This window comes from Streptomyces sp. SID8352, assembly GCF_009862265.1.
Taxonomy (GTDB): Bacteria; Actinomycetota; Actinomycetes; order Streptomycetales; family Streptomycetaceae; genus Streptomyces.
In genome coordinates, this window is the sequence record NZ_WWGX01000056.1 from 18,652 (window position 1) to 38,198 (window position 19,547).

The 19,547-nt window shown below is 74.9% G+C and carries 16 protein-coding genes; 8 read left to right on the plus strand and 8 right to left on the minus strand.

Going from position 1 to position 19,547, the window contains the following annotated elements:
* Nucleotides 1-47: 47 nt before the first annotated feature.
* Nucleotides 48-872: a maleylpyruvate isomerase family mycothiol-dependent enzyme gene (locus GTY84_RS18790; protein WP_161227456.1), complete on the plus strand. Its 825-nt coding sequence runs from the start codon at nucleotides 48-50 to the stop codon at nucleotides 870-872.
* Between the two features lie 235 nt (nucleotides 873-1,107).
* On the opposite strand, the gene GTY84_RS18795 is transcribed toward GTY84_RS18790, so the two are convergent.
* Entirely contained in the window at nucleotides 1,108-2,349 is a 1,242-nt protein-coding gene (locus GTY84_RS18795; RefSeq protein WP_161227484.1) for an MFS transporter, read from the minus strand.
* A 110-nt stretch (nucleotides 2,350-2,459) separates the two neighbouring features.
* Nucleotides 2,460-3,110, minus strand: a complete 651-nt coding sequence (locus GTY84_RS18800; protein ID WP_161227457.1) for a GntR family transcriptional regulator — start codon at nucleotides 3,108-3,110, stop codon at nucleotides 2,460-2,462.
* A 200-nt stretch (nucleotides 3,111-3,310) separates the two neighbouring features.
* On the opposite strand from GTY84_RS18800, the gene GTY84_RS18805 reads away from it, so the two are divergent.
* The 3 genes from GTY84_RS18805 to GTY84_RS18815 all read left to right on the plus strand — a co-directional run bounded on the left by GTY84_RS18805 (nucleotide 3,311) and on the right by GTY84_RS18815 (nucleotide 5,841).
* Nucleotides 3,311-4,213, plus strand: a complete 903-nt coding sequence (locus GTY84_RS18805; RefSeq protein ID WP_161227458.1) for a D-alanyl-D-alanine carboxypeptidase — start codon at nucleotides 3,311-3,313, stop codon at nucleotides 4,211-4,213.
* A gap of 255 nt (nucleotides 4,214-4,468) precedes the next feature.
* Nucleotides 4,469-4,816, plus strand: coding sequence for a GntR family transcriptional regulator (locus GTY84_RS18810; RefSeq protein WP_161227459.1), 348 nt, complete (start codon nucleotides 4,469-4,471; stop codon nucleotides 4,814-4,816).
* On the plus strand, nucleotides 4,813-5,841 hold the full coding sequence (locus tag GTY84_RS18815; protein ID WP_161227460.1) for a DUF1648 domain-containing protein: 1,029 nt from the start codon (nucleotides 4,813-4,815) through the stop codon (nucleotides 5,839-5,841). Before GTY84_RS18810 ends, GTY84_RS18815 begins: the two co-directional genes overlap by 4 nt.
* A gap of 121 nt (nucleotides 5,842-5,962) precedes the next feature.
* Here the strand turns inward: GTY84_RS18815 and GTY84_RS18820 are convergent, their stop codons facing one another.
* Genes GTY84_RS18820 through pdhA form a run of 3 tightly spaced genes read right to left on the minus strand, consistent with a single transcriptional unit; the run spans nucleotide 5,963 to nucleotide 9,628 of the window.
* Nucleotides 5,963-7,426 carry a dihydrolipoamide acetyltransferase family protein gene (locus tag GTY84_RS18820; RefSeq protein ID WP_161227485.1) on the minus strand — a complete coding sequence of 488 codons (1,464 nt, stop codon included), beginning with the start codon at nucleotides 7,424-7,426 and terminating at the stop codon, nucleotides 5,963-5,965.
* Nucleotides 7,427-7,445: 19 nt separating this feature from the next.
* Entirely contained in the window at nucleotides 7,446-8,411 is a 966-nt protein-coding gene (locus GTY84_RS18825; protein WP_161227486.1) for an alpha-ketoacid dehydrogenase subunit beta, read from the minus strand.
* 17 nt (nucleotides 8,412-8,428) lie between these two features.
* Complete coding sequence (gene pdhA / locus GTY84_RS18830) at nucleotides 8,429-9,628, minus strand: pyruvate dehydrogenase (acetyl-transferring) E1 component subunit alpha (RefSeq protein ID WP_161227461.1); 1,200 nt, start codon at nucleotides 9,626-9,628, stop codon at nucleotides 8,429-8,431.
* 320 nt (nucleotides 9,629-9,948) lie between these two features.
* Here pdhA and GTY84_RS18835 point away from each other — a divergent pair, with 320 nt between their 5' ends.
* Both GTY84_RS18835 and GTY84_RS18840 read left to right on the plus strand, forming a co-directional pair.
* On the plus strand, nucleotides 9,949-10,605 hold the full coding sequence (locus GTY84_RS18835) for a response regulator transcription factor (protein WP_161227462.1): 657 nt from the start codon (nucleotides 9,949-9,951) through the stop codon (nucleotides 10,603-10,605).
* A 488-nt stretch (nucleotides 10,606-11,093) separates the two neighbouring features.
* Complete coding sequence (locus GTY84_RS18840) at nucleotides 11,094-12,125, plus strand: phosphotransferase (RefSeq protein WP_345943482.1); 1,032 nt, start codon at nucleotides 11,094-11,096, stop codon at nucleotides 12,123-12,125.
* Nucleotides 12,126-12,159: 34 nt separating this feature from the next.
* Here the strand turns inward: GTY84_RS18840 and GTY84_RS18845 are convergent, their stop codons facing one another.
* A complete protein-coding gene (locus GTY84_RS18845) occupies nucleotides 12,160-13,806 on the minus strand; it encodes a protein kinase (protein ID WP_161227464.1) in 1,647 nt (548 codons plus the stop codon).
* A gap of 346 nt (nucleotides 13,807-14,152) precedes the next feature.
* On the opposite strand from GTY84_RS18845, the gene GTY84_RS18850 reads away from it, so the two are divergent.
* Complete coding sequence (locus GTY84_RS18850) at nucleotides 14,153-15,796, plus strand: Stk1 family PASTA domain-containing Ser/Thr kinase (protein ID WP_161227465.1); 1,644 nt, start codon at nucleotides 14,153-14,155, stop codon at nucleotides 15,794-15,796.
* Nucleotides 15,797-16,046: 250 nt separating this feature from the next.
* On the opposite strand, the gene GTY84_RS18855 is transcribed toward GTY84_RS18850, so the two are convergent.
* The gene (locus GTY84_RS18855; protein WP_161227466.1) at nucleotides 16,047-16,595 is read right to left on the minus strand and encodes a bacterial proteasome activator family protein; all 549 of its coding nucleotides are present in this window, start codon (nucleotides 16,593-16,595) and stop codon (nucleotides 16,047-16,049) included.
* Between the two features lie 181 nt (nucleotides 16,596-16,776).
* Between GTY84_RS18855 and GTY84_RS18860 the strand changes: the two genes are divergently transcribed.
* Nucleotides 16,777-17,691, plus strand: a complete 915-nt coding sequence (locus tag GTY84_RS18860) for a hypothetical protein (protein ID WP_161227467.1) — start codon at nucleotides 16,777-16,779, stop codon at nucleotides 17,689-17,691.
* A gap of 849 nt (nucleotides 17,692-18,540) precedes the next feature.
* Here GTY84_RS18860 and GTY84_RS18865 read toward each other — a convergent pair.
* Nucleotides 18,541-19,524: an NAD(P)H-quinone oxidoreductase gene (locus tag GTY84_RS18865; protein WP_161227468.1), complete on the minus strand. Its 984-nt coding sequence runs from the start codon at nucleotides 19,522-19,524 to the stop codon at nucleotides 18,541-18,543.
* Nucleotides 19,525-19,547 lie beyond the last annotated feature (23 nt).

A 19,547-nucleotide genomic window follows, 5' to 3' on the forward strand; every position in this document is an offset into this window, starting at 1 on the left:
CGCCGCCGAAACCTGCCCGTGTACCGAACGCCGAGGGGTCCCGCTCCGTGAGTCTGCATCCCACCCTCCAGCCCTATGCCGACGCCTGGACACATTCCATCGAGGCGATATCCGAGCTGGTCCAGCCGCTTGTGGAAGCAGATTGGAACCGACGCACTCCCTGCCCGGGATGGTCGGTGCGGGACATCGTCTCGCACGTGATGGGCCTGGACTCCGAGATGCTCGGCGACCCGCGCCCCATCCACACCCTCCCGCGCGACCTGTTCCACGTCACCAACGAGCAGCAGCGGTACATGGAGATGCAGGTCGACGTGCGCCGCCACCACACGGCGCCGGAGATCACCTCCGAGCTGGAGTACATGATCATCCGGCGCAACCGCCAGCTCCGCAACGAGTCCCGGGACCCGGGTGCCAGGGTGCGCGGGCCGCACGGCCCCGAGCTGCCGCTGGAGGAGTCCATGCGGCGGCACGCCTTCGCGGTGTGGGTGCACGAGCAGGACCTGCGGGCCGCCCTCGGCCGGCCCGGCGGCCTGGACTCCCCGGGCGCCCTGGTCGCCCGTGACGTGCTGCTCGCGGAGCTGCCGGCCGTCGTGGCCGACCGCGCGGACGCGCCGCGCAGCTCGGCGGTGGTCTTCGACGTGCACGGACCGCTGGAGTTCCTGCGCACCATCCGCGTCGACATCCAGGGGCGCGGCACCCTGGAGACCTCGCCCGCGCTCGGCCCGGCCGCCACCCTCACCCTCGACTGGGAGACCTACATGCGGCTGGCCTGCGGCCGGGTCACCCCGGAGGCGGTCGCGGACCGCGTCAAGGCCGAGGGCGACCCGGAGCTGACCGAGGCCATCCTGCGCCACTTCACGGTGACCACCTGAACCCGGGCCCACGCCCCTCCCCGGCCGCCGCAGCACCAGGCCGGGGAGGCCCCCCCGGGAGGCGCCCGTCACCACCGCGCCCGACGGCCCGGCCACGACCCGGCCCGGACGGACCGCGCCCCACTGCACGACCGCCGGTCGGCACGGACCCGCACACGGCAGCGGCGCGCCCCGCCGCCGCACCCCGCACCCACGCCGCCCCCGCGCACGCGCCCCGCGCCCCGCCGCCGTGCGGCTACACCGCCGCCGCGACCGCCTCCGCCCGCGCCGCGACCAGCCGTTCCCGCTCCCGCCGGGCCGCTCCCCGCCGCAGCCGCAGGATCCGGGTCACCCCCAGGGCCTGGAGCACGAAGACCGACGAGAAGGCGACGCGGTAGTCGTCACCGGTCGCGTCCAGCAGCACGCCGACCGCGAACAGCGTCACCATCGACGCGATGAAACCGCCCATGTTGGTGATCCCGGAGGCCGTCCCCTGACGCTCCGGGGGATTGGCCGGCCGGGCGAAGTCGAAGCCGATCATCGAGGCCGGTCCGCACGCCCCCAGCACCACGCACAGCGCGACCAGCAGCCCCGCCGGGGCCCGGCCCCCGGGCCAGGCCAGCATCACCGCCCACAGCACCGCCGTCACCCCCACCGTGCCCAGGACCAGCGGCAGCCGCGCGCCGTGGCGCCGGGCCACGACCTGCCCGTAGACCAGGCCGAACGCCATGTGGGACAGCACGATCAGGGTGAGCAGCTCGCCCGCGGCGGCCCGGGACAGCCCCTGCGCCTCCACCAGGAACGGCATCCCCCACAGCAGCAGGAACACCGTCGCCGGGAACTGGGTGGTGAAGTGCGTCCACAGCCCCAGCCGGGTGCCCGGCTCCCGCCAGGCGTCGCCGATCTGCGCCCGCACGGAGGGCCCGCCCCGGCGCGGCACCGGCGCCGGTTCACCGCCCTCCGGGTGGTCCCGCAGGAACAGCACCAGCAGCACCAGGACGACGACCCCGGCGAGCGCGCTGCCCGCGAAGGCCGCCGTCCAGCCGACGCCGTGCAGCATCCGGGAGAGCACCAGGGTGGAGACCAGGTTGCCCGCCATGCCCGCGAGCCCGGCGAGCTGGGCGACCAGCGGCCCGCGCCGGGCCGGGAACCAGCGGGTGCCCAGGCGCAGCACGCTGATGAACGTCATCGCGTCACCGCAGCCGAGCAGCGCCCGCGCGGCCAGCGCCGTCCCGTACGACGGCGCGAGCGCGAAGCCGAGCTGCCCGGCGGTGAACAGCACCGCGCCGATGCCCAGCACCCGCTTGGTGCCGAGCCGGTCGACGAGCAGGCCCACGGGTATCTGCATGCCCGCGTAGACCAGGAGCTGGAGGATGGAGAAGACGGAGAGCGCCGAGGCGCCCACGTGGAAGCGGTCGGCGGCGTCGAGCCCGGCCACGCCGAGCGAGGTGCGGAAGATGACGGCGACGAAGTAGACGGCGACGCCGATGCCCCACATCGCGACCGCGCGCCCGCCGCCGGGCGGCCCGCCCCGCGGGAGCGCGGAGGCGGCGCCGGGGGCGGGGGGAGGGGTGGCGCCGGGGGCGGGGGCGGGGAGCCCGGCGGCGCTCACCGGACCTCGCCCCGCGCCAGGTGGGAGAACCAGCCCACGTGCCGGCCGACGGCGGCGACGGCCGCCTCCGCGTCACCGGCGCGCAGCGCGTCCAGGATCTCGCCGTGCTCCGCGAGGGTCTTGGCCACCCGGTCCGGGTGGGAGTGCAGCACGGCGACGCCCATCCGCAGCTGCCGGTCGCGCAGCTGGTCGTAGAGGCGGGCCAGGATCTCGTTGCCGCCGCTGCGGACGATCTCGGCGTGGAAGCAGCGGTCGGTGACGGCGGCGGCGGCCAGGTCCCCGGCGGCGGCCTGCTCCCGCTGCCGCTCCAGCAGCTCGGCCAGCCGCTCCAGCAGCTCCGGCGCGGCCGGTACGGCCTTGCGGGCCGCGTGCGCCTCGACCAGCAGCCGGGTCTCCACCACGTCCGCGATCTCCTGTGCGGAGACCGGCAGGACCAGGGCGCCCTTCTTGGGGTAGAGCCGCAGCAGCCCCTCCGCCTCCAGTCGCAGCAGCGCCTCGCGCACCGGGGTGCGCGAGACCCCGACGGCCCCGGCCAGCTCGCCCTCGGTGAGCAGCGTGCCGCCCTCGTAACGGCGGTCGAGGACACCGCGCTTGACGTACTGGTAGACGCGGTCGGCGGCGGGGGGCTGTTTCACGGCCGGAATCATGGCGACAGGATAGATACAACAGGGATGCGAGCGGTTCGGCCGTCCGGCATGCGGACTGCCACCCTCTGAGGGGAAACCGACCCCCGCCGCTCCCCCCGCCACTCCATTCGTGCTATTCACATGACGCACAGACGCGCCGTACCGAACGACCACAACTCGACCGCGTCACAGAGGATTTCACTACAATCGGGGTACCTCACTTGATAAACGGCATTCAGGGCAACCGCTTCCGCCGCGCCACCGCCGTCGTCGTCACCACCGGCGCCGTGCTCGCCACCGGGGCCCTCTCCGCGGCTCCCGCGCAGGCCGCCGCCGCGCCGTCGATCGCCGCCAAGGGCGGCTTCGTGATGAACGACGCGAACGGCAAGGGCCTGTACAGCAAGGCCGCCGACACGCGGCGCTCGACGGGCTCCACCACGAAGATCATGACCGCCAAGGTCGTCCTGGCACAGAAGAACCTGAACCTGGACGCCAAGGTCACGATCCAGATGGCCTACAGCGACTACATCGTCAAGAACAACGCCTCGTCCGCCCGCCTCATCGTCGGCGACAAGGTGACGGTCCGCCAGCTCCTCTACGGCCTGATGCTGCCCTCCGGCTGCGACGCCGCCTACGCCCTGGCGGACAAGTTCGGCACCGGCAGCACGCGGGCGGCCCGGGTGAAGTCCTTCATCGGCAAGATGAACACCACCGCCAAGAGCCTCGGCATGAAGAACACCAGCTTCGACTCGTTCGACGGCATCGGCAAGGGCAAGAACTACTCGACGCCGCGCGACCTGACCAAGCTGGCCGGCAGCGCGATGAAGAACTCCACGTTCCGCACGATCGTCAAGACCAAGAAGTACACGGCCAAGACGATCACCAAGACCGGCGGCACCCGCACCATGGCGCCCTGGACCAACACCAACACGCTGCTCGGCAGCTACAGCGGCGCGATCGGTGTGAAGACCGGTTCGGGTCCGGAGGCCGGCTACTGCCTGGTCTTCGCGGCCACCCGCAAGGGCAGGACCGTGATCGGCACCGTGCTGGCCTCGACCTCGTCGACCCAGCGCACCAAGGACGCCGCCAAGCTGATGGACTACGGCTTCGCCCGGCTCGGCTGACGCCCGCTCCGCACCGCCGAGGGCCCGCCGCCACCGCGCGACGGGCCCTTTCCGCTGCCCGCGGCCCCCGCGCGGGACCTCCCGCCCGTACCCGTTCCCACGCACGTCTCCGTGTCCGCGTCCGTTCCTGTCCCGCGCTCCCCCGCGCCCGCCTCCGCGCCCTCGCCCGAGCCCCCTCCCGCCCTCGCCGCGCGCTCCCGCACGGCACTTCACCCTGCCCCGAATGGAGTGCATGGTGATAGTGTCATTGGCACCATGCTGCTGAGTCTGGACAAGACCGACACCCGGCCCCTGCACGAACAGGTCGCCGGCGCCGTCCGGCGCGCCATCGCGGAGGGTGAGTGCCGCCCCGGCGACCGGCTGCCGTCGGCCCGCGACCTCTCCGAGGCCATGGACGTCAACGTCAACACCGTGCTGCGGGCCCTGCGCGAACTGCGCGACGAGGGCCTGCTCGACTTCCGGCGGGGCCGGGGGGTGACCGTCGCCGAGGACGCGGGGCGGGGCTCCGCCGTGCTGATCCGCGTGCGCGAACTGGTCGCCGAGGCGGCCCGGCTGGGCTACAGCAGGACGGATCTCATCGACATGATCAGGGGGTTGCCATGAGCGAAGACCGCACCGACGGCCGGGGGACCGCCCGTCGCCCGGCGTCGGCCCGCTGGGCGGCGGGGGTGTGGACCGCCGGTGTCGCGGCCCTGCTGGCCGGGCTCCCGCTCGCGGCGCGCGGACGGCTGCCCGATCCGCTGGCCACCCACTGGACGCTGTCCGGGAGCACCCCGGACGGCTCGCTGCCGCTCTGGGCCGCCGCCCTCGTGCCCGCGCTGGTCTGGCTGGTGACGGCCGTCGCGGTCGCGGTCCCCGCCGCCCGGGCGGCGCGGCCGGGCCGGCGGCCGCGGGCGGCCGTGGCCCGGCCCCGGCTCGCCGTCCTGGTGCCGGTCGCCGTCATCCTGACCGGCGCCCAGGCCGCGACCGTCCGGGCCAACCTGGACCGCGCCGACTGGCACGACGCCCGCCAGCCCGGCCTCTGGCTCCTCGCCGTCCTGCTGCTGGCCGCCCTCGCCGGAGCCGGCGGCTGGCTGCTCGCCACCCGGCGGCCCGCCGACGCCGCCCCCGCCGGGGAGGACACCCCGGCCCTGGACGTCCCCGAGGGCAGGCGGCTGGTCTGGTTCTCCCGCACCTCCAACCACTGGCTGCGGCTCATGGCCGCCGTCCCCGGGGCGGTGGCGCTGGGCGCGCTGGTGGCCCTGGCGGGCGGTCTGGCGCGGGCCGACACCCTCTGGGCGCTCTTCGCCGGGTGCGCGGTGGCGTCGCTGGCCTGCGCCCTGTGCTCGTCGGTGCAGGCCCGGGTCTCGGAACGGGGCCTGGAGGTGGCGTTCGGCCCCCTCGCCTGGCCCCGCCGCCGCTGGGCGCCCGGCGACATCGAGGCGGCCCGCGCGGAGGACCGCCGCCCCTCCGAGGTCGGCGGCTGGGGCTACCGCCTCAGCGGCCTGGGCACCACGGTGATGCTGCGCTCCGGCGAGTGCCTGGTGATACGCCCCCGGGGACGCCGTACGGACTTCGCCGTGAGCGTCGACGACGCCGAGCGCGGCGCGGCCCTGCTCAACACGCTGCGCGCCCGCCGGGCGTCCTGACGAGGGGCCCCGGACGCGGGGCGGACGGGCCCGGCCGGAAGGCCGTGCGGTGACGGCGAAGGAGCCGCGCCCCCGAACGGGGGGCGCGGCTCCTTCGCCGTTCCGGGGCCGCCGGCGCCGGTCAGGCCCAGGTGAGCAGACGCTTCGGCTGCTCCAGGACCGCCGCGACGTCCGCGAGGACCTTGGAGCCCAGTTCCCCGTCGACCAGGCGGTGGTCGAAGCTGAGCGCCAGCGTGGTCACCCGGCGCGGCTTCACCTTGCCCTTGTGCACCCACGGCTGGAGCTTGATCGCGCCCACCGCGAGGATCGCGGACTCGCCCGGGTTGAGGATCGGGGTGCCCGTGTCGACGCCGAAGACGCCGACGTTGGTGATGGTCACCGTGCCGCCCTGCATGGCCGCCGGGGACGTCCGCCCCTCCCGGGCCGTGGCGACCAGCTCGCCCAGCGCCCCGGCCAGCTCGGGCAGGGTCCTGGTGTGGGCGTCCTTGATGTTCGGGACGATCAGACCCCTCGGGGTCGCCGCGGCGATGCCCAGGTTCACGTAGTGCTTGACCACGATCTCCTGCGCCGCCTCGTCCCAGGAGGCGTTGACCTCCGGGTTGCGGCGGATCGCCACCAGCAGGGCCTTGGCGATCAGCAGCAGCGGGTTGACCCGCAGACCGGTGAACTCCTTGTCCTGCTTCAGCTCCTCGACGAGCTTCATGGTGCGGGTCACGTCGACCGTCACGAACTCCGTGACGTGCGGCGCCGTGAACGCCGAGCCGACCATCGCCGCCGCCGTGGCCTTGCGGACGCCCTTGACCGGCACCCTGGTCTCGCGCGCCGGGCCGTGCTCCGCGACGGACGCCGCGGCCGGGGCGGCGGCGGCCACGGGGGGCGGTCCGGCGGGAGCGGCAGGGGCGGCGGGGGCGGCGGGGGCCGGGGCGGCGGCGGGGGCAGCCGCCGCGTGCACGTCCTCGCGGGTGATGATCCCGTCCGGGCCGGAGGGCACCACGGAGGCGAGGTCGACGCCGAGGTCCTTGGCCAGCTTGCGCACCGGCGGCTTGGCCAGCGGCCGTTCCCGGGTGACCGGGGCGGGGGCCGCGGCGGGCGCGGCCGGAGCCGCGGGCACGGCGGGAGCCACCGGGGCGCCGCCGTTCAGCTCCGCCTGGACGGCCGCCGCGGCCGGGGCCGCCGCGCTCTTGCGGGGGCGCCGCCGGGTCGCGGCGGTGGACACGCCGTACCCCACCAGGACCGGCTGGCGGGCCGCGGGCTTCGGCTCCTCCGCCTCCTCCGCGGGTACCGCCTCGGCGGGTGCCTCGGCCGCGGGCGCCGCAGGGGCCGCGTCCGCCGCGCCGCCGACGGCCACCGCGATGATCGACGTGCCCACGTCGACCGTGGTGCCCTCGGGGAAGTGCAGCTCGCGCACCACTCCGTCGTACGGGATGGGCAGCTCGACGGCGGCCTTGGCCGTCTCGACCTCGCACACGATCTGCCCGTCGGTGACGGTGTCACCGGGCTGGACGTACCACTTGAGGATCTCGGCCTCGGTGAGGCCCTCGCCCACGTCGGGCATCTTGAACTCACGCACGGAACTGTCCGTCATCGTCGTCACGCTCCCCTCCTCAGTACGCCAGCGAGCGGTCGACGGCGTCCAGCACCCGGTCCAGGTCCGGCAGGTACTCCTCCTCCAGGCGGGCCGGCGGGTACGGGGCGTGGTAGCCGCCGACCCGGAGCACCGGGGCCTCCAGGTGGTAGAAGGAGCGCTCGGTGATGCGGGCGGCGATCTCCGCGCCCGAACCGAAGAACACCGGCGCCTCGTGGACCACGACCAGCCGCCGGGTCTTCTCCACCGACGCCTGGATCGTGTCGAAGTCGATCGGCGAGACCGACCGCAGGTCGACGACCTCCAGGGAGCGGCCCTCCTCGGCCGCCGCGGCGGCGACCTCCTGGCAGAGCTTCACCATCGGACCGTAGGCGGCCAGCGTGAGGTCCGTGCCCTCGCGCACCACCCGGGCGGTGTGCAGCGGGCCCGGGACGGCGTCCCGGTCGACCTCGGCCTTGTCCCAGTAGCGCCGCTTGGGCTCGAAGTAGATCACCGGGTCGTCGCTGGCGACGGCCTGCTGCATCATCCAGTACGCGTCCGACGCGTTGGAGGGGCTGACCACCTTCAGGCCCGCCACGTGCGCGAACAGCGCCTCGGGGGACTCGGAGTGGTGCTCGACCGCGCCGATGCCGCCGCCGTAGGGGATGCGGATGACGACCGGCAGCCTGACCTTGCCCAGCGACCGGGCGTGCATCTTGGCGAGCTGGGTGACGATCTGGTCGTAGGCCGGGAAGACGAAGCCGTCGAACTGGATCTCCACCACCGGCCGGTAGCCGCGCAGGGCCAGGCCGATGGCGGTGCCGACGATGCCGGACTCGGCCAGCGGGGTGTCGATGACCCGGTCCTCGCCGAAGTCCTTCTGCAGCCCGTCGGTGACCCGGAAGACGCCCCCGAGCTTGCCGACGTCCTCGCCCATGATCAGGACCTTGGGGTCGGCGTCCAGCGCTCTGCGCAGCGACTCGTTGATCGCCTTGGCCAGCGCCATCTTTTCCGTCGTCATGGTCAGACCCCCTCGGCATCCGCGAACGACGCCTGGTAGGCGGCGAACTGGGCCCGCTCCTCGTCGACGAGCGCGTGCCCGTCCGCGTACGCGTTCTCGAAGATGGCGAAACGGTCCGGGTCGGGCATGGCACGGACCACTTCGCGCACCCGCTTGCCCAACGTCTCGCTCTCGCTCTCCAGTTCCCCGAAGAACGCCTCGTCCGCGTGGCCGGAGGACTCCAGGTAGCGGCGCAGGCGCAGGATCGGGTCCTTGGCCTCCCAGGCCACCCGCTCGTCGTCGTGGCGGTAGCGGGTGGGGTCGTCGGAGGTGGTGTGGGCGCCCATGCGGTAGGTGAACGCCTCGATGAGGGCCGGGCCCTCACCGCGCCGGGCGCGCTCCAGGGCCCAGCGGGTGACCGCGAGGGAGGCCAGCACGTCGTTGCCGTCCACCCGCACTCCGGGGAAGCCGAAGCCCTGGGCGCGCTGGTAGAGCGGCACCCGGGTCTGCTTCTCGTTGGACTCGGAGATGGCCCACTGGTTGTTCTGGCAGAAGAACACCACGGGGGCGTTGTAGACCGCGGCGAAGTTGAACGCCTCGCTGACGTCGCCCTGGCTGGAGGCGCCGTCGCCGAAGTAGGCGATCACGGCCGAGTCGGCGCCGTCCTTGGTGATGCCCATGGCGTAGCCGGTGGCGTGCAGCGCCTGCGAGCCGATGACGATCGTGTACAGGTGGAAGTTGTTGCCGTTCGGGTCCCATCCGCCGTTGTTCACACCGCGGAACATGCCGAGGAGATTGGTCGGGTCCACCCCGCGGCACCAGGCGACGCCGTGCTCGCGGTAGGTCGGGAAGACGTAGTCGTCCTCCCGGGTGGCGCGTCCGGAGCCGATCTGGGCGGCCTCCTGCCCCAGCAGGGAGGCCCACAGGCCCAGCTCGCCCTGGCGCTGCAGGGCGGTGGCCTCGGCGTCGAAGCGCCGGGTGAGCACCATGTCACGGTAGAGGCCGCGCAGCTCGTCGGGGGTGATGTCCTCGACGTACTGGGCGAACTCGGCGTGCGCGGCGTCCTGGACGCGCTCGCCCTCGGGAGTCAGCAGCTGCACGAGCTGTGTCTCGGACCCCTTCCGGGCGGTGGTGCGTGTGGTGCGCTTGGTGCCGGTGGTGGTGCCGGCCTTGCTTCCGGCGCTGCGTCGCGGCTTGCGCGCGGCAGTGCTCTCCACGGTCACGTGTGCTCCTCCGTCGGTCCGGCCCCCGGGTTCGCCGGGTTGCCAGTGCGGCTCACCTGTGCCCCGCGGCGCACGGGGTGGGTGCGGTCCGTCGGACACAGGCGTGACAGGTGCCCCGGCGAGCGTCCTGCACAAGGCACGTTACCCAGTGCGCCACATTTCTGTGAAACCCCTCCTGACCTGCATTTTTACTTGGGTATCCAAGTAAATCCGCGAAATCCGGAACAGCCACTGGTCACAGCCTCGCAGGGGGCCGGAACAACGGCACGTTATCCCGGCCACCCCGGGCACGGGAAGAGTCGGTGTGTGAGACTGGGCGCGTGCGCGACGACGGAAAAGTCCGGGTTTTTCTCCTGGACGACCACGAGGTGGTCCGGCGGGGTGTGCGCGAACTGCTCTCCGGCGAGGCCGACCTCGAGGTGGTCGGCGAGGCGGGCACCGCCGCCGACGCGCTGGCCCGGATCCCCGCCGCCCGCCCCGACGTCGCCGTGCTGGACGTGCGCCTGCCGGACGGCAGCGGGGTCGAGGTCTGCCGGGAGATCCGTTCCCGGGACGACGGCGTCCGCTGCCTGATGCTCACCTCCTTCGCGGACGACGAGGCCCTGTTCGACGCGATCATGGCCGGGGCCTCCGGGTACCTCCTCAAGGACGTCCGGGGCGACGAGCTGCTGGCCGCGGTGCGGGACGTGGCCGCCGGGCGCTCGCTGCTGGACCCGGTGGCGACGGCACGGGCGCTGGAGCGGCTGCGGGCGGGCGGACCCCGCGCCGACGACCGGCTCGCCCGCCTGACCGACCAGGAGCGGCGCGTCCTGGAGCTGATCGGCGAGGGGCTGACCAACCGCGCGATCGGCGAGCGGCTGCACCTAGCGGAGAAGACCGTCAAGAACTACGTGTCGGGCCTGCTCGCCAAGCTGGGGATGCAGCGCCGCTCGCAGGCCGCCGCCTTCGTGGCCCGCCTCCGGGCGGAACGCCGCTGAGGTCTCCGGGCCACACAGTCGGCCGGGGCGTGGCGGGGCCGACCTGAGCGGGGACGGGCAGTACGGTCCGGTGCCGCGCAAGGGCGGGCGGGGCGGGCGCGGATGACCGGGCGCGGACGGTGCGGACCGGAGCGGGCGCGGACGGTACAGACCGGAGCGGAGTCGGGCGGTACTGACCCGGTGCCGCGCGGACCGCCGGGACGGCTCCGGGGCCCGCCGGTACCGCCGTTCGAGGGGCCGGGCGGGCCGTCCGGGGGAGCCGGCGAACGGTGCGAGGGGCCCGGCGAAGGAGTGGTCGAGGGAGTAGTGGCCCCTGTGACGGGAGTGGTTTCCCGTGTCCCATGGGGCGAAAGTCCGCTTCCGGTGGCACTCTGGTGCCCCCGCGACGCATTGCGATCGGACGTGACCACGTGTGACAACGCCCAGCTCACGGGCGCTCCACGTGCCCTAGCATCTGCCGCGTGCCGCGCTTATGTGTACCACCCCCCGTGCCCCACGCGCCCCCTCTGGGCGCCCTGCTCCGCCGGTTCTCCGCCGGTTCCGCGCTCGCCTGCGAGCCGGTCGACCAAGGGCTGCTGAACCGCGGCTACCGCCTGCGCACGACCCGCGGCCGGTACTTCCTCAAGCACCACTTCGACCCCCGCACCGCCGACCCCGCGGCCATCGTCCGCCAGCACCGCGCCACCCGGCGGCTCGCCGAGATCGGCGTCCCGGTCGCCCCGCCGCTGCCCGACCGGGAGGGCCGCACCGTCGCCGTCGTCGGCGGCCACGCCTACGCCCTGCACCCCTGGATCGACGGCCGCCACCGCCACGGCGGGCAGCTCTCCCCCGACCAGTGCGGGCGGCTCGGCGCGCTGCTGGGCGCGGTCCACGCCGGGCTGGAGCGCGTGATGCCGCCGCCCACCCGCACCCACGCCGCCCCCGGCAGCAGCGCCTCGGGTCCCGCGCCCGCCGAGACCGCCGACCCCGCCGACACCTTCGCCCTCATCGACGACCTGCTCGCCCGGGTCCGCGGCCACAGCCCGGCCGACCCCTTCGACGCCCTGGCCCGCCACCGGCTCCTGGAGCGCCGCGCGCTGCTGGAACGGCACGCGGGACGCCGCCCGCCGCACGGCGGGGCGGCCGGCTGGGTGCACGGGGACTTCCATCCCTTCAACGTGCTCTACCGGGGCGACTCCCCCGCCGCGATCGTCGACTGGGACCGTCTGGGCGTGCGGCCCCGGGCCGAGGAGGCCGTGCGCGCCGCCGCGATCTTCTTCGTCCGGCCGATGGGCACCCTGGACCTGCCGCGGGTGCGGGCCTACGCGAGCGCCTACCGGCGGGCCGCCGACGCCACGCCCGAGCAGCTCGCCGCGGCCGTGCACCGCGTGTGGTGGGAGCGGCTCAACGACTTCTGGATGCTGCGCTGGCACTACGAGCGCGGCGACACCCGCGCCGACCCGCAGTTCCCGGCCGCCTCGGCGCTGGTCGTGTGGTGGACCCGGGAGTACGAGGCGGTGTGCGGGGCCTTCGCGGGCTGACCCGGCACGGAGCGCGCCGGGTCAGCCGACGGGCTCAGGGGAGGTCGATCTCCCCGCCGCCCGGCGTCTCGACACCGCCGCCGCCGCTGCCGCCGGTGCCGGGCGTCTCGCCCCCGCCGCCGCCCGTGGCCTCGCCGCCGCCGCCCGGTGTCTCGCCGTCGCCGGGGGTGGTACCGCCGCCGCCCTGCGTCTCCTCGGGCGGCGGGACCTGGGTGGTCTCGTCGTCCGTCGGATCGCCCGTGGGCTCACCACCGGTCGAGGGCTGCGTCGGCGTGTACGAGGGGGTGTAGGACGGCTGCGTCCAGCCGCCGCCGGAGCTGCCGTTGCCCCGGTCGGTGCCGGTGCCCGGCCCGGTGGTCTCCCGGGTCTCCTGGTCGGTCGGCGTCTCGCTGGGCCGTTCCTTCTCGGTGGTCTCGGTGGCCGTGGGGGACTGGGTGGTCTTCGTCCCCCCGCCGCCGCCCGTTTCCTTGCCGTTCAGCGCCAGCGCGACGCCCGCGACCACGGCGACCACCGCGAGGGCGGCCAGGATCCAGAGCTTGCCCCGGCCGCTGCCCTTGTTGCCGTGCCCCTCGAAGCCGCCGTCGTCACCGCCGCCGTAGCCGCCCGGCAGGATCGGCTGCGGGATCTGCGTGGTGCCCTGGCCGTGGTCGGCGTGCGGCAGGACCGTGGTGCCCGCCATGCCGCCCGCCGGGGTGTGCCGGCCGTCGTGGGACAGCACCGGGCCGGTGTTCCAGGTGCCGGTGTGGCCGCCCTGCTCGTAGAGCATCTGCAGGGCGTACTGGATCAGCCCGCGCATCTCCTCGGCGGTCTGGAAGCGGTCGTCGGGCTCCTTGGCCAGCGAGCGCATCACCAGCCCGTCCAGCTCCGGCGGGACCGCGTCGGACACCTCGGACGGCGGCGTCGGGATGTCCTGGACGTGCTGGTAGACCACCGACAGCGGGGTCTCCCCGGTGAACGGGGGGCGCAGCGCGAGCAGTTCGTACAGCAGGCAGCCCGTGGCGTACAGGTCGGAGCGGTGGTCGACGGCCTTGCCGAGCGCCTGCTCCGGGGAGAGGTACTGGGGGGTGCCCATGACCATGCCGGTCTGCGTCATGGTCGTGGACGCGCCGTGCAGGGCACGGGCGATGCCGAAGTCCATCACCTTGACCGCGCCGTTGTCCGTGATGATGACGTTGGCGGGCTTGATGTCGCGGTGCACGATGCCGTGCTGGTGCGAGTAGGCGAGCGCCTCCAGCACACCGGAGACGATGATCAACGCCTGCTCGGGGCCCGGGGCTTCGGCGTTGATGAGGAGGTCGCGGATGGTCCGCCCCTCGACGATCTCCATCACGATGTACGGCACGGACTGGCCGCCGGCCATGTCCTCGCCGGAGTCGTAGACCGCGACGATGGCGTGGTGGTTGAGCCCGGCCACCGACTGGGCCTCACGCGTGAAGCGGGCCTTGGAGACGGGGTCCTCGGCGAGGTCGGCGCGCAGCAGCTTGACCGCCACGGTGCGCCCCAGGCGCACGTCCTCGGCGGCGAACACCTCGGCCATACCGCCCCGCCCGAGCCTGCGGGTCAGCCGGTACCGGCCGTCGCCGACCAGTCCGCCGTTCCCCCAGCTCTCCGGCGCGTCAGACATACCGCCGCCGGTGGCCTCGGGATCGGACGGGCCCGGGGCGCGCTGCTGCTGTGCCATCAGTCCTCGCCGTCGTTTCTGCCCGCGGTGCGCGCGGTGTTGTCACGGTCTCCGTCGGCCACGCTACAGCCTTCCCGCGAGCCTCCGGTGCGGGACGACCGCCCGGAACCGGTACGAGACGGACCGGTCATGAAACCCCGGCCGCGCACCGCCGCGCAAATCGCGCGCGGGGTTCCCGCCGCGGCTGTAACGCTTCCGCGACGCTTCTTTCGCGTACGGTCACGGAACGGGCACCGCGCTTGACGTGTCAGTGGCCTGCGGCAGACTTGGCCGGGAATGACACTTTCGATCAACAGTCGCGCGGGCCGCCGCCGCATCGGCGCCGGCGCCGATGGGGGACGCTGAGATGAGTCAGGACGCCGGACAGGGCCGGTACGCGGGGCGCACCTTCGCGGGCACCCGCTACCAGCTCCGCGACTTGCTCGGCGAGGGCGGCATGGCCTCGGTGCACCTCGCGTACGACTCGGTCCTGGACCGCCAGGTGGCCATCAAGACCCTGCACACCGAACTCGGCCGCGAACCGGCGTTCCGCGAGCGCTTCCGCCGCGAGGCCCAGGCCGTGGCGAAGCTCACGCACACCAACATCGTCTCGGTCTTCGACACCGGCGAGGACGATCTGGACGGCATGACCACGCCGTACATCGTCATGGAGTACGTCGAGGGCCGGCCGCTCGGCTCGGTGCTCGACGAGGCCGTGCGGCGGCAGGGCGCGATGCCCGCCGACCAGGCCCTCGGGGTCACCGCCGACGTGCTGGCCGCCCTGGAGATCAGCCACGAGATGGGCCTGGTCCACCGGGACATCAAGCCGGGCAACGTGATGATCACCAAGCGCGGTGTGGTCAAGGTGATGGACTTCGGCATCGCCCGCGCCATGCAGTCCGGCGTGACCTCCATGACCCAGACCGGCATGGTCGTCGGCACCCCGCAGTACCTCTCGCCCGAGCAGGCCCTCGGCCGCGGTGTGGACGCCCGCTCCGACCTGTACTCGGTCGGCATCATGCTCTTCCAGCTCGTCACCGGGCGGCTGCCGTTCGACGCCGACTCACCGCTGGCCATCGCGTACGCGCACGTGCAGGAGGAGCCGGTGGCTCCGTCCTCCGTCAACCGGGCGCTGCCCCCGGCGGTCGACGCGCTGGTCGCCCGCGCGCTGAAGAAGAACCCCAACGAGCGCTTCCCCAGCGCCGAGGCGATGCGCGACGAGTGCCTGCGGGTGGCCGCGTCCTTCCGGGCCGCCCCGCCCAGCATCGTCCCCGGCGCGCCCACGTCGAGCGGCGCCGGGGTCGGCTCCGCGGTGTTCCCGCCGGTCGACGGGACGGCCGCGGCGCCCGCGGGACCCGTCCGGACGCCCTACCAGCCGACGCCCGCGCCGGGCCCGTACGGCGGCCCGGCGCCCACGCCCTCCTACGGCTACCCGCAGCACGGCGGCTACCCGGCGCCCGGCCCCGCGGCGTACGCGCCGGCGCAGGGCGTCCCGACGCCCCCGCCCTACACCACGGCCGCCGAGCCGCCGTCCGGCCCCCGGGGCGGCGGCCGGGGCGGCAAGCGCGTGATCATCGGCTCCGTCGCGGTCGCCGTGATCGCGGTCGGCGCCCTGATCGGCGCCCTCCTGATGAACAACAACGGCAAGAAGGACGACCCCGAGGCCGGCCGCGCCACGGCCGGCGCCTCATCCACGCCGACGAAGGCGAGCGGGTACCGGGGGCCGGACACGACGAAGACCATCGACACCGACGAGTGCACGGAGCCGCAGGAGTCGTACAACGACCCCGACAAGATCAGGCTCCCGGACTTCACGTTCAAGTACATCAAGTCGGTCAAGGAGTGCTTCAACGCCGCCGGCTGGACGATGAAGACGGTGTCCGTCGACGAGAACACCTACGGCGAGGGCTCGATCCGCGAGCAGTTCCCCGCCCCGGGCACCGACGTGGACCCCGAGAAGATGCCGGAGATCCTGTTCAACGTCTCCACGGGCAACCCGCCCTCCGCCTGAGCCCGCACGTGCGGCTGCCCGTACGCGGGTCACCGCCGTACCGCGGTGGCGGTCCTGACCGCGGTCGCGGCCCCGTGCCGTGGCCCCGTGGCGTGCTCGCGGCCCCGTGCCGCGGGCGCGGTCCCCGGCGGTCACGGCCCAAGCGGCCGGGCGGCGGGCGCGGGTCCCGGCGGTCCGGGTCCGTGCGCCGGACGTGACGAAGGGCCCGGCCGCCGGCCGGGCCCTTCCGGGTCGGTGGGGGTCGTCTCGGTCAGAGGTAGGGGCCGCCCGAGCGGCCGCCCGGGTGCGGCTCGTCGCCGCCGTCGTGTCCGACGCCCGGCGGCAGGGCGCGGCGCATCTGCTCGAGCTGGGCGCGCGCGGCCATCTGCTGGGCGAACAGCGTGGTCTGGATGCCGTGGAACAGGCCCTCCAGCCAGCCGACGAGCTGGGCCTGGGCGATGCGCAGCTCGGCGTCGGTCGGGGTGGCGTCGTGGGTGAAGGGCAGCGAGAGCCGCTCCAGCTCCTCGACCAGCTCCGGGGCCAGCCCGTCCTCCAGCTCCTTCACCGAGCTGGCGTGTATCTCCTTGAGCCGGGCCCGGCTCGCCTCGTCCAGGGGGGCGACACGCACCTCCTCCAGCAACTGCTTGATCATGCTGCCGATCCGCATGACCTTGGCAGGCTGCTCGACCTGCTCCGTCACCGGGATCTCGCGGGGCTCCTCGTCTCCGTCACCACCGCCACCGCTCAGCGCCATTCCGTCCTGGCCGACGACCAGGATCTGGGGCTTCTCCGGCGACCTGTCGTTCCTCGGCATCTCCATACGGCCATTCTCTCGCACCCGGGGGGCGCGCCGGGCCGGGTCCCCCGGAGAAGGGCCGGGCCGGTCACCGGCCGCGTACGGGGGTATCCGGAATGCCGGACTCGCCGAACGGTGTGAGGCTGGAAGACGTCGATGTCGACGCCGCCTGCTGGACGACTGCTGACCGGGAGGGGGTCACGCGGTGACTCCATGGCTGTGCGCACCGCGCACCACGGGACTGGCGGGGGTGCTGACGACGGGGGTGCTGGCGCTGAGCGCCGTCCTGACGCCGTTCCCGGCGGGTGCCGCGCCCGGCGGCGCGCCCGTGCCCCGGGCGGCCGTGACCGTGCCCCGGGCCGCCGCGTCCGCCGCGCCGGTTCCCGGTCCCGGACCCGGGGGAGCCGCCGACCTCGCCGGTGCCGCCGACGCCCCCGCCGCCGGGGCGCACCGGGGCGACCGGCCGGACACCGGGCACCCCGGTGGCCGCACGGGCCGGGACCCGGGAACGGGACCGGACGGCACGGGTCGCGACGATCACGAGGGACGGGGCGGGCGGGGACCCGCGGACCCGGAGGACGGCTCCGGCGGCCGTTCCGACGACGGTCCGGGAACCGGCGGGGCACACCGCCCCACCACCGGCCCCGACGACGGGAGCCGCGAGGGCGGCGAGGGTCCCGACCGGCCCGCGCGAGACGCCGCCGCGCCCTCCGCCCCGGCCGTCGCGCCCTCGCGGGCGGGGAGCGCCGCCGGGGAGGGACGGGAGCGCCCGGGACGGTCCGCGGTACCGGAACCGGAGTGGGACGGCGCCGGAACGGGACCCTCCCCCGACGGCCCCGGCGCGCGGCCCCTGCCCGACGGCGGCGTCGACACCCCTGTCGGTCCCGTCCGTCCCGACGGCGCCGTGCCGCCCGGCGCGGCCGTCCTCGCCCCCTCCGCCGCGCCCACGCCGGACACCCCGGCCCCCGACACCCGGGCCTCGGCGCGGGACGGGACGCGGGTCACCGCCCGGCAACCCACCGGCCCCGCCCCGCGGCTGCTGTCGCTGGGCAGCGGACTGGTGCTGATCGGCCTGGGCCTGGGCATCGCCTGCCTCGGCCTGCGCCTGCGCCGTTCCTAGGACGGGCCGGGGCACGGGACCGCACAGCCGGGAGGCAGGACGGCACAGCCCCGGTGCGGCGGCCGGGAGCGGGAGCCGAGGCCAGGGGCGGCGGCCGGGACGGGGACCGAGGCCAGGGGCCAGGGGCCAGGGGCCAGGGGCCAGGGTCCGGGAGGCGAGGCCAGAGGCCGGGAGGGGGGACCGGGGCCGGAGGCCGGGGACCGGGGCGAAGGCCGGGGCTCGGGAGCCCGGCCTGCGCCTGCGCCGTTCCTAGGGCGGGCCGGGCACGGGACCGCGTAGCCGGGGACAGCACGGCACAGCCCCGGCGCGGCGGCCCGGAGCGGGAGCCGGAGGCCGAGAGCGGAGCCTGGGGCCGGGAGCGGAGCCGGAGGCCGGGGACCGGGGCCGGGGGCCGGGCGAAGGCCAGAGGCCGGGAACGGGAGCCAAGGCCAGGGGCCGGGAGCAGAGACCGGGGCCGGAGGCTGGAGGCTGGAGACCGGGGCTGGGGGCCGAGGCCGAGGCCAGTTGCCCGGGGGGCCGGGACCCGAGGAGCAGAGGCCGGGAGCCGAGGCCGGTGTCGGGGGCCGGGGCCAGAGCCGGAGCCGGGAACCGGGAACCGAGGCCGGGGCCGGAGGCCGGAGGCCGGTGTCGGGGCCGGAGGCCGGAGCCGGGGCCAGAGCCGGAGCCGGGAACCGTGGCCGGGGCCGGAGGCCGGGAGCCGGGGGCCAGGAGCCGGAGGCCGGGGGCCAGGAGCCGGAGGCCGGGGGCCAGGAGCCGGAGGCCGGGGGCCAGGAGCCGGGGGCCGGGGGCCGGCCGGGCCAAGGGTGTCGTGCCCGCCCCGCCCTGCGTGAGGGCGGGGCGGGCACGCGGTCAGACGGCGTTGACCAGCAGGACCTTGCCGATGTGGCCGCTCCCCTCCACGATCCGGTGGCCCTCGGCGGCCTCCCGCATCGGCAGCTCGCGGTCGACGACCGGGCGGACGTGGCCGCCCTCCACCAACGGCCAGACGTGCTCGCGCACCGCCGCCACGATGGCCGCCTTCTCCTCCAGCGGACGGGCCCGCAGCGAGGTCGCGCTGACCGCGGCGCGCTTGGTGAGCAGCGCGCCGATGTCCAGCTCGCCCTTGCGCCCGCCCTGCATGCCGATGATCGCCAGCCGTCCGTTGACGGCGAGGGCGCGGACATTGCGGTCCAGGTACTTGGCGCCCATGTTGTCGAGGATCACGTCGGCGCCCGCGCCGCCGGTGGCCTTCTCGATCTCGGCGACGAAGTCCTGCTCGCGGTAGTTGATCAGGATGTCGGCGCCCAGTCCGGCGCAGCGCTCCAGCTTCTCCGCCGTGCCCGCGGTCACCGCGACCGTCGCGCCCACGGCCTTGGCGAGCTGGATCGCCATGGTGCCGATGCCGCTGGAACCGCCGTGCACCAGCAGCGTCTCGCCGGGGCGGAGGTGGGCGACCATGAAGACGTTGGACCAGACGGTGCAGACGACCTCGGGCAGGGCCGCCGCCGTCGGCAGCCCGACGCCCGCGGGGACCGGCAGGAGCTGTCCGACGGGCACCACGGCCCGCTCGGCGTAGCCGCCGCCCGACAGCAGGGCGCACACCTCGTCGCCGACTGCCCAGCCGGACACCCCCGGGCCCAGCGCGGCGATCGTGCCGGAGCACTCCAGCCCCGGGTGGACGGAAGCGCCGGGCGGGGGGTCGTAGAAGCCCAGGCGCTGCATGATGTCGGCGCGGTTGACGGCACTGGCCGCCACGTCGACCAGGACCTCGCCCTCGCCGGGCACCGGATCGGGGGCCTCGGCCCAGACCAGGGCCTCGGGGCCACCGGGTTCGGGAATCGTGATCGCATGCATGGCACCGACGCTACTCCCCGCGT